Consider the following 12036-nt stretch of genomic DNA (forward strand, 5'->3'; position numbering starts at 1 on the left):
AATTATTTATTAAACGACGATACACGGCGCTGTCGTACGAATGTCAACGGTGTTCGCATGGTCGACGACCGTTGATATAGTTGACCTCAACTTGTAAAGGAGGGTACGCATATGCCGCAGACGACATACATTCGCCGCGTTGCCGCGCGTGCCCTATATATGGCTCGGAGCCGCATATGAGCAGGTATGTTCACGGCTCCGGGAGAGACGACGCACAACTAAATAATCGACTGCAAAGCGGGTTCCCCAAAATTCCGGGTTTGAGCACGGCCGGGCAATCGCCGTCCGTCGTGCATCGATACCGCCGTTATCCGTTTTTGGTTCGAGAGGGGAACCGTTATGGCTGAAGAATTCGATTTCCATCCGATGTGGGAGAGCCTCGGCATGAATCTTGCCGATCACGACATGCTGCTGGGCGCTGTGGGCCAGATGTACGGCGATATGTTCCTGACGCAGAACAATCGCCCCAAGTCCACGTCCTACCTGGATTTTGTCGCCACCAACATCCACAGCGGCCGTATTAAGGAGATGCTCGACAAGAAGGAGGCCGGCGAGGCCACCAAGATCGTCGGTTCGTTCTGTGTGTACGTGCCCGAGGAGATCGTGCTTGCCTGCGATGGCATCCCCGTTGGCCTGTGCTCGGGTGCCGACTGGGCGACCGACAAGGTCGAGGAGCATCTGCCGCGCAACACCTGCCCGCTCATCAAGAGCTTTGCCGGCTTTAAGCTGGGCGAGGTCTGCCCCTACATTGAGTCGAGTGATCTGGTGGTGGGCGAGAACACCTGCGATGGCAAGAAGAAGGCCTACGAGTTCTTTGCCACGCAAAAGAACATGTACGTCATGGATATCCCCAACGTGCACGACGAGTCGACGCTCGTGACCTGGAAGGCCGAGGTTAAAAAGCTTGCCGCCAAGATCGAGGAAGAGTGCGGCGTCAAGATTACGCCCGAGCGCCTGAAGGCTGCCATCCACGCCGTCAACGAGAAGCGTCGCGCCCTGCAGCGTCTGGCTGCCACGCGCGCTGCCGATCCGGCGCCCATCAGCGGTCTCGACAGCCTGCTGACCGTTCAGGCCGCCTTTATGGACGACACGCCGCGTCTGACCGGAGCCATCAACGAGATGGCCGCCGAGTGCGAGCAGCGCGTTGAGGCCGGCGAGGGCGTGGCGCCCAAGGGGACCAAGCGCATCCTGTACACCGGCACGCCCATGGCCGTGCCCAACTGGAGGCTGTTCAACCTCATCGAGAAGGCCGGCGGCGTTGTGGTAGGCGAGGAGTCCTGCACGGGCTCGCGCTACTACAAGGACCTGGTCGACGAGTCCGGTGAGACGGTCGACGAGATGCTCGACGCCATCGCCGAGCGCTACTTTAAGATTAACTGCGCCGTCTTTACGCCCAACGATCAGCGTATGAAGGACATTGTCCAGATGGCCAAGGACTTGCATGCCGACGGCATCGTCGACGTGGCCCTGCAGTTCTGCACGCTCTACGAGATGGAGTCGTTTGCCGTGGAGAAGGCTGCCGAGGAGGCCGGCATTCCGTTTATGCACATCACGACCGACTACGCCGGCGAGGATGCAGGCCAACTGCAAACCAGGATTGAGGCTTTCTTGGAAACCATTTAGGGGTATCCGTCCCGGCGGCTTCCCCAGGCACCCGATCTTGCCGTTCAAACCATCGTTTGCGTACCAAAGTACGCGGCGCTTCTCTTTCACGGCAACCTCGGGCACCTGGGAAAGCCGTTTCCTTGGTTGGTCAAAAGGTTTGTTAAGGAGTTATATGTCGGAAAATATGGAGCAGCCGTTGCCATCCACGTTTGAGGAGTTCAACGAGCAGCGCAAGGCGGCGTTTATTCGTGTCAAGGATTACAAGCAGGCGGGCAATCGTCTGGTCGGCTTTTTGTGCAGCTATACGCCGCTCGAGATTATCGATGCCGCGGGCGCCTCGAGCGTGGCCCTTTGCGGTACGTCCGATGAGGTGATTCCCGAGGCCGAGAAGGTGCTGCCGGCAAATCTGTGTCCGCTCATCAAGTCGACGTATGGTTTTGCCTATTCGCAAAAGTGCCCGTTTACGTACTTTAGCGACATGATCTTCGGTGAGACCACCTGCGACGGCAAGAAGAAGATGTACGAGCTACTCAACGAGCTCAAGCGCACGCACATTCTGCATCTTCCGCAGGGTCGCGATCGCGCCTACGAGCGTGAAGGCTGGTACGAGGAGTGCTGCCTGCTCAAGGAGGAGCTCGAGAACTTCTACGGCATCACGATTACCGACGATGACCTGCGCGCTGCCGTCCGTCGTCGCAACCGCTTGCGTGCGGCCCAGCTCGAGATGTTTGCGCTGCAGGCCAACCAGCCGGCGGCCATGAGCGGCGTCGACCTGATGAGCACCATGTTTGCCGGCACGTTCAGCTTTGATATCGAGGCCTATGCGCAGCAGCTGGAGCAAAAGATTGTCAAGCTGCGCGAGGCCTACGACGCGGGCGAGCGCCCGGTCGCGGCGGATGCCAAGCGCATTCTGATCACCGGCTGCCCAGTGGGTGGCGTAATCAACAAGATCGGTCGCACCATCGAGTCCAACGGCGGTGTGGTCGTGTGCATGGACGACTGCTCGGGTGAGCGCACGGCGGCCATGATGATCGACCCGGAGGCTCCCGATATCCTGCGCGCCATCGCCGACCGTTACCTGGACATCAACTGCTCGGTCATGACGCCCAACGACGGCCGTATGGAAAATACGCTGGCCATGTGCGAGAAGTACCATGTCGATGGCGTGGTAGAGAGCGTGCTACAGGCCTGCCACACCTTCAACGTTGAGAGCGCGCGCATGCAGGGGGCTGTCGAGGGTGTGGGTATTCCGTATATGAAGATCGAGACCGACTACAGCAACGGTGACATGGGCCAGATCGAGACTCGCATCGCCGCCTTCATCGAAACCCTCTAGCTTCCTCAGGCACCGGATCTTGCTCCTCAAACCGTCGCTTGCGTACCCAAAGTACGCTGCGCTCCTCTTTCGGGGCAATCTCCGGCACCTGAGAAACCTAGAGCTAAGGCGCCTGAACGCGCAGCTGTCTTTGATGTTTAGATTGGGAGAGAGCCATGATAGGGATCGGGATCGATATCGGGTCTACGGCGGCTAAGGCTGCTGTGGTCGACGGGGAGGGTTCGGTGGCGTGGACGTGCGTGCAGCCAACCGGGTTCTCCTCGGTCGATGCTTCCGAGCGGCTGCGCGAGGCGCTGGCAGCGGCCGGCTATGACGTGGCAGCCGACGATGTGCGTGTGGTCGCGACCGGCTACGGTCGTGTCGCCGTGCCCTATGCGCACAAGGTCGTGACCGAGATCACCTGCCACGGTACCGGTGCCGTGCGCCTGTTTGGCGATCACGGCACGGTGATTGACGTAGGCGGCCAGGACACCAAGGTCATTCAGCTTAAAAGTGGCCGCGTGGCCAAGTTTGCCATGAACGACAAGTGCGCCGCCGGCACGGGGCGCTTTTTGGAGATCATGGCCGATCGCCTAGGCATTTCCCAGCAGCAGATGGCTGACCTGGCGCGTTCCGGCGAGCCCACCAAGATCAGCAGCATGTGCACGGTGTTTGCCGAAAGCGAGGTTATCAGCCTGATCGGTCGCGGTGAGCCGCGCGAGAACATTGCGCGTGGCGTGATCGACAGCGTGGTCTCGCGCGTGGCGACCATGGCCGGGCAGGCCGCGGGCGCCCCGTACTACCTGACCGGTGGCCTGTGCGAGAACGCCTTCGTGGTGGAGCGGTTGGGCGAGCTGCTGGGGTCGCCGGTGACCACCTCGCCCCAGGCTCGCTTTGCCGGTGCCATCGGCGCGGCGATTCGCGCACAGGCGCTCAATTAATGCATCCGCCGCAGGCTCGCATTCATGCGTATACTGGGAGAAAATGATTGACCGATGAGAGGAGGTATCGATGGCTGACGATCAGATTAAGCTCACGTCTATGACTGCCGCGAGCGGTTGAGCCGCTAAGTTGGCTCCTGGAGCCCTCGCCCAGGTCCTGGGCGATTTACCCAATGTGCATAACGACAACTTGCTCGTGGGGTTCGATACCTCCGACGATGCGAGCGTCTTTCGCGTTGGCGATAACTTGGGTCTCGTGCAGTCCATCGACTTCTTCCCACCGATGGTCGACGACCCGTTTTTGTTTGGCCAGATCGCCGCGTCAAACTCGCTGTCGGACATCTACGCCATGGGCGGGCGGCCGAGCCATGCCATGAACTTGCTGTGCATCCCGAGCTGTCTGGGCGTTGAGGTTGCCGGTCAGATTCTGGCGGGCGGCGCCGACAAGTGCGTCGAGGCGGGTTGCTCCATCGCGGGCGGTCACACCATCAACGACGACGAGCCCAAGTACGGCCTGTCCGTGAGCGGGTTTGTCGCGCTCGACCGCATGCTCGCCAACAGCGGCGCGCGCGTGGGCGATGCGTTACTGCTGACCAAGGCGGTTGGCTCGGGCATCATCACCACGGCCATTAAGGGCGAGCTCATCGAGCAGGACGAGGCCGCAGCCATGTTTGACTCGATGCGCACCCTCAACGAGGCTCCGATTCGTCTGGCCGAGGGACTTGAGCTTCACGGCTGCACCGACATCACGGGCTTTGGCCTGATCGGGCATGCGTGCGAGATGGCCGAGGGCTCGGGCGTGCAGATTGAGCTTGCGTCGGGGGCGGTGCCGCTCTTTGACCAGGTGCTCGACATGGCGCGTTTGGGCATTATCCCCGCGGGCTCCTACCGCAACCAGGACTTCTTTGGCCCGCGCGTGACGGCCGACGAGGACCTTGAGCCGGGCATGCTCGACGCGCTGTACGACCCGCAGACGTCTGGTGGCCTGCTTATCGCGGCACCTGCTGCCGATGTGGATGAGCTTGCGCGCCGTCTGCATGCCGAAGGACGTATTGCCGCCGTCGTCGGTCGCGTGTGCGAGTCGGTGCCAGGCGGTCCTGCCGTCCACGTTGTTCGCTAGCCCGCACGTTTATGTAACTGTTTACCGTTCTCTAGAACGGTTCTTTCGAAAGGAAAAGCTATGTCTACCAAAATTGAAGTCAATGCCATGGGCGATGCCTGCCCGCTACCCGTCGTCAAGACGCTCAAAGCCCTGAAGCAGCTCGATGGCGAGGGCGCCGTCGTGACCTCGGTCGATAATGAGACCGCCGTCAAGAACATTTCCAAGATGGCGCAGGAGAAAGGCTGCACGGCCTCGGTCGAGAAGGTTTCTGACGCCGAGTGGCACGTGACCGTGGCGACCTCTGGTGCCGTTGCCGTGGCCGATCCCGAGCAGGATGGCGCTGCCTTCTGCGACGCCAACGCCGGCAAGGGCAAGCTCGTCATTTCCGTCTACACCGATTGCATGGGCCGTGGCGACGACGAGTTGGGCCACAAGCTCATGAAGGCGTTTATCTTTGCCGTGACGCAGCAGGAGGAGCTGCCTGCGACCATGCTGTTCTACAACGGCGGCGCCAAGCTCACCGTCGAGGGTTCGCCGGTGCTCGATGACCTGAAGGGGCTGGCGGAGCAGGGTGTCGAGATTCTCACCTGCGGTACCTGCCTGGACCACTTTGGCATTAAGGACCAGCTTGCGGTGGGCGAGGTCACCAACATGTACGTGATCGTGGAGAAGATGGAGCAGGCCGTGCGTGTCGTGCGCCCGTAGCGTATTGGTTGGAGTTGCCATGAGGGAGAAGCGCCCGGCGCTTGTCATCACGTTTCCCACCACGGCGGCCGCCATGGGCTGCGAGTCCCTGTGCATCGAGCGCGGCCTTCCCGGGCGAACGATTCCCGTGCCCGGGGAGGTCGCTGCCGGCTGCGGTCTGGCGTGGAAGGCGTTGCCTGCCGATGAGGAGCTGCTGCGCAGCGAGCTTGCCGCGGCGGGCGTTCCCACCGAGGGCTATACCGTGATTGATATGTGGGAGGTCGTGCGATGATCTACCTGGATAACGCGGCGACGACCATGCACAAGCCGCAGACGGTCATCGATGCCGTGACGCAGGCGATGTACTCGCTCGGCAATGCCGGGCGCGGCGCCACGTCGGGCGCCCTCGATGCCGCTCGTACGATTCACGGTTGCCGTGCCAAGCTCGCGCGCCTTTTAGGTTGTCCGAGGGCGGACCATGTGTGCTTTACGCCCAACTCAACCGCGGCGCTCAACACCGCCATCAACGGGGTGGTGTGCCCCGGCGACCGTGTGGTCACGACGGTGCTCGAGCACAACTCCGTGCTACGTCCGCTTAACCGCCTGGCGGTAGAGCGGGGCGTGACCGTTGAGCATGCGGGCTGCGATGCGAGCGGCGCGCTCAACTACGACGAGCTCGAGCGGCTGGTGACGCCTGACACGCGTGCCGTAGTGGTGACGCACGCCTCCAATGTGACCGGCAATGAGGTCGACATTGCGCGCGTGGCCGCCATGGCCCATGCGGCCGGCGCGCTGGTGATCGTCGATGCCTCGCAGTCTGCCGGCACGGCGCATATCGATATGCAGGCCATGGGGCTCGACGTGGTGTGCTTTACTGGCCACAAGGGACTCATGGGTCCGCAGGGGACCGGCGGGCTGGCCGTGGCGGAGGGCATTGACGTGTGGCCGTGGGCCATGGGCGGCACGGGCGTGCACAGCTTCGATGCGCTGCAGCCGCTTGAGTGGCCCACGCGTCTTGAGGCGGGCACGCTCAACGGCCACGGCATCGCGGGCCTTTCTGCCGGCCTCGACTTTATCGAGGCGCAAGGCGGGGTCGAGGCGATCGCGGCGCATGAGCGAGCGCTGGCTGATCGCTTTCTCGCTGGCGTGCGCGAGATTCCGGGGATTAAGCTCTACGGTGCGTTTGACCAGCCCGTGCGCTCGGCGATCGTCTCACTCAACGTGGGTGATATCGACTCTGCCGAGATCTCGGACGCGCTCATGCAAGGGTGGGGGATTGCGACGCGCCCCGGCGCCCATTGCGCTCCGCTCATGCACCGCGCGCTCGGGACCGAGCGCCAGGGTGTCGTTCGCTTCTCGTTTGGGTATTTCAACACGGACGAGGAAGTCGATACCGCGATTGACGCTTTGCGCGATTTAGCCTGCTAAAGCTGCTAGACCGTTTATACTTGCGGGATGGGTGTTTTTGCCCGTCCCGTTTTTGTTTCGACCCGAAAGGTGTGCCTATGGCCTCATCCGCACCGCGCGGTCTGCGCTCCGACCATGTCGTTACCGTCGGCATTGCGCTGTTCTCGATGCTCTTTGGCGCCGGTAACCTCATCATTCCGCCATTGCTGGCACTTCAGGCCGGCACGGCCACGCCGCTTGCCATGATCGGCTTTTTGATTGCCGCTATCGGTCTGCCTGTTATGGGATTTATCGCCGTCGCGCTCGCCGGCACGGCCCGCGAGCTGGCTGGGCGCGTGCATCCTAAGTTTGGCGAATTCTTCGTTGCGGCGGTGTATTTGGCCATCGGCCCGTGCCTGGCCATTCCGCGCACAAGCTCTACGGCCTTCGAGATGCTGGTGCCGCTACTGCCCGAGGGCGTTTCGCTCGGCACGGCTCGCCTGGTGTTTGCCGTTGGCTTCTTTGTCGTCGCGTTTGCGCTCACGCTGCGTCCGGGCGTTATCACGCGCGTGCTCGGGCGCATTACGGGCTCCGCGCTCATTGCGCTCATCGTGCTGGTCGTGGGTGCTGCCGTGATCTCGCCGCTGGGACCGGCTGCCGCGCCGCAGACTCCCTACAATGCCGGTGCTACCGTGCAGGGCTTTTTGACCGGTTATCAGACCATGGATCTGCTTGCGTCGCTCGCCTTTGGCATTATCATCGCCGAGACCATTCACGAGCTGGGCGTTACCGACGACAAGCGCGTGACCTTCGAGATTTCGCGTTCCGGTGTGATCGCCGGCGTGCTCATGGCCATCATCTACTGCGGCCTGGCGCTTGCCGGAATGCAACTCGGCACGGTTATGCCCGATGCCACCAACGGCGCCGCGATTCTTGCGCGTTCTGCCTCTATGCACTTTGGTCTTGCTGGCACGGTTGTCGTCTTTGCGATTTTCTTCCTCGCTTGCATGAACGTGTGCATCGGCCTTATCAGCTGCTGCTCACGCTACTTCTGCGAGACGTATGTGGTCGAAGGGGGAGCGGAGGCTTCCGAGGAGGCCATGCGCCGACCCTTCGCGATTCTCGCCTTTGTGTTCGCAGCGTTTTCGTGCGTGCTCTCCAACGTGGGTCTCGACGTGATCCTCATGTTCTCGGTGCCTATGCTCAATGCCCTGTATCCCGTTGCCATCGTGCTGGTACTTATGGGCCTGGTGCACGGCTTTTGCGACGCGCATTCGCAGGTATGGGTCTGGGTCGGCGGCGTTGTCGCGGTGCAGAGCGTGATCACCTCGGTTCGCGACGCGTTCTTTGCGGGCGCGTGGCTACCGTTTGATGCGCTGCCACTGGCAGATATCGGTGCCGCGTGGGCGCCGGTTGCCGTGGTTGCCTTTGTGATCGGTCTGCTCCATAGTCGTTTTGTCGCACATTCGAGGAGCTAGGGTTTCTGCGCTTGCACAGGCGGGGAGTCTCCCCTATAATTTCCTTCGCTTTGGGACACGCAAGGTTTAGACCTTAGCTGCTCAACACCTTCGGGACGTGGCGCAGTTTGGTAGCGCGCCTGCTTTGGGAGCAGGATGTCGCAGGTTCAAATCCTGTCGTCCCGACCATATCTTGCGGGCGTAGTTCAATGGTAGAACCCCAGCCTTCCAAGCTGATGACGCGGGTTCGATTCCCGTCGCCCGCTCCATAAGATAGACGAACGGCTCTGGCTCCTTTTGGGACCAGAGCTGTTTTCATATACATGCCGGGGACCCCACATCCCCTCCTAAGTTGCGGTGAAATACGGACTGTTTTCCGGCTTTTATGGCCCATGTAGTCCGTATTTCACCGCAACTATTTGTAAGGTTGGATTTTGATGCCGTTGGGAGGGTCGTAGCGACCGTCTACCGAGAGTGGAAATATTTTTTGAAGCTCTGACCTGCGACGTCAAGCTTTTGGTCAGCTTTTGGCAAGGCCTGCGGACGGAAGCATGCGATAGCGTAATGGTATTCTCTCCGCCGTGATGGTTATGGGGTTGGCCATGCTCGATAAAGGCAAACATTTTCCGCAGTCATATGCAAGAATGCTATTCTCGGCCGTTGGAATTCATCAAGATGGACAGCTGCTTATAACAATTGATCCTTGGGATGAACGCCGTGCGCGTGAGCATATGCAGGAAGAGCTCATGCTTCGTCTTTACAACCACGTGTATGCGGATCCGGTCTATTGGAATAATCTTGGGGTTGAAGATCGCATCTTTCAGCTGGCATCCGCTATTGCGGTCGTTGAACCGGATGCTGTGTTTTGCGGATCGACAGCAGCGCTGCTCTACGGCATCGGCTCGGCGTATACGCTTCTGGATAAAGTGCAAGTACTGCTGCCACGGTCTACAAGGCGTGATACGTATGAGTTCGTTGAATACAAGCGCTGGCGGGTGGGCGAAGTGTGGCGTCTCGGTCTGTTTACGCTGACGGATCCGTATCGAACGGTTGTTGATATCGCTCGAACGAGCGCCTTTCGTTATGCGCTGGGCTATGTCGATGGCTTGGCCCGTGAGTACGATGTCGAACGCGAAGAGCTGCGGGCATATGCGCAGGCAAATTGCCGAGGGTTGCATGGCATCGCGCGTGCTTTTGACGTTTTTGAGCATATGGATGGCAGGTCAGACAATGGCGGCGAGTCCGAGGCGAGAGCAGCGATGATTCTCGCTGGGGTTGCCGCGCCTGAGCTTCAAGTTGAGATACCGCGACCAGGAAACGCTGGCTATTATCTAGCAGATTATGGCTGGCAGATGCCAGACGGCTCATGGGCGCTGGCAGAGCTGCATGGGCTGGGTAAGTTTGAAGACGAAGCTCAAAATGATCCGGAGCAAGCGGCGGCAAAAACCTATCGAGCGGCCCTCATGCGCGATGCGAACCTTCGCGCCATGGGCCACAACGTCATTCATTTCAAACTCTCGGACACCTACGAAGTAGAATCGTTCGGTGCCATGATGCGCGGTTACGGTATTCCGACAACAAAACCCTACGCCGACTCCCGATAGAGAAATCGTTCGCAGCCAACCTTCAATAAGTTGCGGTGAAATACGGACTATCGAGGCCTTTAAAGGCATGAAACAGTCCGTATTTCACCGCAACTTAGGAGGGGATGGGGCTGAGGGGCGGGCGATGCCGTTGCCTGCCGGTTAGTGGCGACCGTGGTGGCGGAGCTTGTCGATGGTGGAGTCGGTGCCGTGTCCGCGGGCGTCGGTGCTTCGGCTGCGGGCGTCGGCGGCGGTTTGGCGCTGGCGGCGGTAGTCGATCATGCCTTGGATGATGGGCTTGCCAAAGCTCGCGACATCATCGTTGTAGATGGCGGTTCGGGCTGCGAGGAGGCAGTCGGTAAAGTCCATATGGGTCTTGCCGAAGAGTTTGACGGCAAGGGCGACAACGGTGGGCTCGTCGACCATGACGTCATCGAGCAGCCTTTTCATGGCCGCAGCAATTTCAACGCGGGGAACCTTATAGACGTCGCGCAGCGTGACCACGACGCGCGTGATGATTTCGGGGTAGACACGTGCGGTGCGCGTGGCGATGACCTTGGCAGCGCGCGGTGACAGGACCTCGTCGTCGTCAAGCAGGTAGCGAAGGATGACGGTCTCGTCGATGATGGTGCTACTCATGGATATCTACTTCCTCGGGACCCAAAACCGAATCGTCGCTTTCTGTGGCTAGGTATTCAATCCAGGCATTGCGCTCCTCGGAGCGGCGATTGGGGTCCCCATATGCTTTGAGCAGTCCATAGGCGGACGTGCCGTCCTTGGAGCGCACGGCGACCGGGTGAAAGGGGAGCTTGCGCATCAAAATACTCTGCGCGACAAATAGACGGACAGCCTCGGCGAGCGATGTGCCCATGGCGTCGTAGAGACGCTCGGCATGCTGCTTGTCTTCCTCGCGAATGCGCACCTGCAGGATGGCTCGTTTTTGAGTCGATGACATCACTGGCCTCCCTTAATGAGCGTGCAATTTGAATAGTCAAATACAACATCGGCTAATAATAGCCAATCTTACAACCACTACTTTATTGCACTAGAGTAATTGAGTGTAAACGATATTACAAACGTACTACATCTTTCAGAAACGAGCGTGAAATCTCCCTTGGATGTACGCATGTAATACACTCACCTTTATAGCTTCTAGAGAATAATTCCAACCTGGCAAAACCCCTGCAATACACCCGTATTGCAGGGCCTATGCTCAAGTTTGCCCCCTGCAACTGCGTATATTTAACCTGTATATCGTTGGAGAAACTCTACCGAGTGCCTGTTTCGCCGCATGCGCTCGATACGCCGATGCCAGGCCACGGGCGGCTTGGGGCAACGTCGACAGGGTCTCTCCGGCATGGGATTCAGGAGGGAGTGAACAACATGGGCAATAAACGAGTCGTGGCTGATTCTTCACGCTGCATTGGGTGTCAAACCTGTATGGCGGCGTGCATCGAGGCACACGATATTCCCGGCAACATCGCCGCGCCGCGCCTGCGCGTGACGCGTACGTACGAGATCTCCGCACCGGTGGCTTGCCATCATTGCGAGGATGCCCCGTGCGCGAAGGCCTGTCCTACGGGCGCCTTGTTCTTTGATCCAAAGAACCATCGCATCGGCGTCAACGAGGACAACTGCATCGGCTGCAAGAGCTGCGTCATGGCATGCCCTTTTGGCGCCGTGAGCGTGGCGACCACGCAGGTCCCCGTCTTGATGGGTGACGTGCGAGTGGGTTCGCAGACTAAGAGCTTCGTGCTCAAGTGCGACCTGTGCGTGGACCGTCCCGGCGGTCCGGCATGTGCCGAGGCGTGTCCGACCAAGGGCCTCACCCTGGTAGACGAGGAGCGTCTGGCAGAACTGACTGCCGAGCGTGCCCGCGCCACCATCGAAAACGAGGCGTAAGCGTCGGGCGACAGGCCCAATGATTGTCAAATAAGTACCGAGTATTCGGTAGCAGAGAAAG

At 60.1% G+C, this 12036-nt stretch carries 12 protein-coding genes and 2 tRNA genes; 12 read left to right on the forward strand and 2 right to left on the reverse strand.

Going from position 1 to position 12036, the window contains the following annotated elements:
* The first annotated feature begins 339 nt into the window (after positions 1 to 339).
* The 11 genes from LCQ44_RS07165 (at position 340) to LCQ44_RS07215 (ending at position 10094) form a co-directional block, all read left to right on the forward strand.
* The gene (locus LCQ44_RS07165) at positions 340 to 1623 is read left to right on the forward strand and encodes a double-cubane-cluster-containing anaerobic reductase (protein ID WP_225093457.1); all 1284 of its coding nucleotides are present in this window, start codon (positions 340 to 342) and stop codon (positions 1621 to 1623) included.
* 154 nt (positions 1624 to 1777) lie between these two features.
* Positions 1778 to 2941, forward strand: coding sequence for a double-cubane-cluster-containing anaerobic reductase (locus tag LCQ44_RS07170; RefSeq protein WP_225093458.1), 1164 nt, complete (start codon positions 1778 to 1780; stop codon positions 2939 to 2941).
* A gap of 155 nt (positions 2942 to 3096) precedes the next feature.
* The gene (locus LCQ44_RS07175; RefSeq protein ID WP_055286143.1) at positions 3097 to 3861 is read left to right on the forward strand and encodes an acyl-CoA dehydratase activase; all 765 of its coding nucleotides are present in this window, start codon (positions 3097 to 3099) and stop codon (positions 3859 to 3861) included.
* A gap of 70 nt (positions 3862 to 3931) precedes the next feature.
* A complete protein-coding gene (selD, locus tag LCQ44_RS07180; RefSeq protein ID WP_263633817.1) occupies positions 3932 to 4981 on the forward strand; it encodes a selenide, water dikinase SelD in 1050 nt (349 codons plus the stop codon).
* A gap of 60 nt (positions 4982 to 5041) precedes the next feature.
* Positions 5042 to 5668 carry a sulfurtransferase-like selenium metabolism protein YedF gene (gene yedF / locus LCQ44_RS07185; protein WP_225093460.1) on the forward strand — a complete coding sequence of 209 codons (627 nt, stop codon included), beginning with the start codon at positions 5042 to 5044 and terminating at the stop codon, positions 5666 to 5668.
* 19 nt (positions 5669 to 5687) lie between these two features.
* A complete protein-coding gene (locus LCQ44_RS07190; RefSeq protein ID WP_117765837.1) occupies positions 5688 to 5939 on the forward strand; it encodes a putative Se/S carrier protein in 252 nt (83 codons plus the stop codon).
* Positions 5936 to 7075, forward strand: a complete 1140-nt coding sequence (locus LCQ44_RS07195) for an aminotransferase class V-fold PLP-dependent enzyme (protein WP_225093461.1) — start codon at positions 5936 to 5938, stop codon at positions 7073 to 7075. The genes LCQ44_RS07190 and LCQ44_RS07195 overlap by 4 nt, the downstream gene beginning before the upstream one ends.
* Before the next feature lie 77 nt (positions 7076 to 7152).
* Positions 7153 to 8511, forward strand: coding sequence for a branched-chain amino acid transport system II carrier protein (gene brnQ / locus LCQ44_RS07200; RefSeq protein ID WP_225093462.1), 1359 nt, complete (start codon positions 7153 to 7155; stop codon positions 8509 to 8511).
* Positions 8512 to 8602: 91 nt separating this feature from the next.
* A tRNA-Pro gene (locus LCQ44_RS07205) sits at positions 8603 to 8679 on the forward strand.
* 6 nt (positions 8680 to 8685) lie between these two features.
* Positions 8686 to 8759 (forward strand) — tRNA-Gly (locus tag LCQ44_RS07210).
* Positions 8760 to 9092: 333 nt separating this feature from the next.
* Positions 9093 to 10094: a hypothetical protein gene (locus LCQ44_RS07215; protein ID WP_225093463.1), complete on the forward strand. Its 1002-nt coding sequence runs from the start codon at positions 9093 to 9095 to the stop codon at positions 10092 to 10094.
* A 141-nt stretch (positions 10095 to 10235) separates the two neighbouring features.
* Here the strand turns inward: LCQ44_RS07215 and LCQ44_RS07220 are convergent, their stop codons facing one another.
* Positions 10236 to 10712, reverse strand: a complete 477-nt coding sequence (locus LCQ44_RS07220) for a PIN domain-containing protein (RefSeq protein WP_225093464.1) — start codon at positions 10710 to 10712, stop codon at positions 10236 to 10238.
* Positions 10705 to 11028, reverse strand: a complete 324-nt coding sequence (locus tag LCQ44_RS07225) for a type II toxin-antitoxin system RelB/DinJ family antitoxin (protein ID WP_225093465.1) — start codon at positions 11026 to 11028, stop codon at positions 10705 to 10707. Before LCQ44_RS07225 ends, LCQ44_RS07220 begins: the two co-directional genes overlap by 8 nt.
* Before the next feature lie 428 nt (positions 11029 to 11456).
* On the opposite strand from LCQ44_RS07225, the gene LCQ44_RS07230 reads away from it, so the two are divergent.
* Positions 11457 to 11975: a 4Fe-4S dicluster domain-containing protein gene (locus tag LCQ44_RS07230; RefSeq protein WP_022095206.1), complete on the forward strand. Its 519-nt coding sequence runs from the start codon at positions 11457 to 11459 to the stop codon at positions 11973 to 11975.
* The last annotated feature ends 61 nt before the right edge of the window (positions 11976 to 12036 follow it).

The sequence above is a fragment of the Collinsella aerofaciens genome, from assembly GCF_020181355.1.
Taxonomy (GTDB): domain Bacteria; phylum Actinomycetota; class Coriobacteriia; order Coriobacteriales; family Coriobacteriaceae; genus Collinsella.

Coding starts and splice junctions, on each gene's coding strand:
- LCQ44_RS07165 (WP_225093457.1), top strand. CDS start 340: ATGGCTGAAGAATTCGATTTCCATCCGATGTGGGAGAGCCTCGGCATG.
- LCQ44_RS07170 (WP_225093458.1), top strand. CDS start 1,778: ATGTCGGAAAATATGGAGCAGCCGTTGCCATCCACGTTTGAGGAGTTC.
- LCQ44_RS07175 (WP_055286143.1), top strand. CDS start 3,097: ATGATAGGGATCGGGATCGATATCGGGTCTACGGCGGCTAAGGCTGCT.
- yedF (WP_225093460.1), top strand. CDS start 5,042: ATGTCTACCAAAATTGAAGTCAATGCCATGGGCGATGCCTGCCCGCTA.
- LCQ44_RS07190 (WP_117765837.1), top strand. CDS start 5,688: ATGAGGGAGAAGCGCCCGGCGCTTGTCATCACGTTTCCCACCACGGCG.
- LCQ44_RS07195 (WP_225093461.1), top strand. CDS start 5,936: ATGATCTACCTGGATAACGCGGCGACGACCATGCACAAGCCGCAGACG.
- brnQ (WP_225093462.1), top strand. CDS start 7,153: ATGGCCTCATCCGCACCGCGCGGTCTGCGCTCCGACCATGTCGTTACC.
- LCQ44_RS07215 (WP_225093463.1), top strand. CDS start 9,093: ATGCTCGATAAAGGCAAACATTTTCCGCAGTCATATGCAAGAATGCTA.
- LCQ44_RS07220 (WP_225093464.1), bottom strand. CDS start 10,712: ATGAGTAGCACCATCATCGACGAGACCGTCATCCTTCGCTACCTGCTT.
- LCQ44_RS07225 (WP_225093465.1), bottom strand. CDS start 11,028: ATGTCATCGACTCAAAAACGAGCCATCCTGCAGGTGCGCATTCGCGAG.
- LCQ44_RS07230 (WP_022095206.1), top strand. CDS start 11,457: ATGGGCAATAAACGAGTCGTGGCTGATTCTTCACGCTGCATTGGGTGT.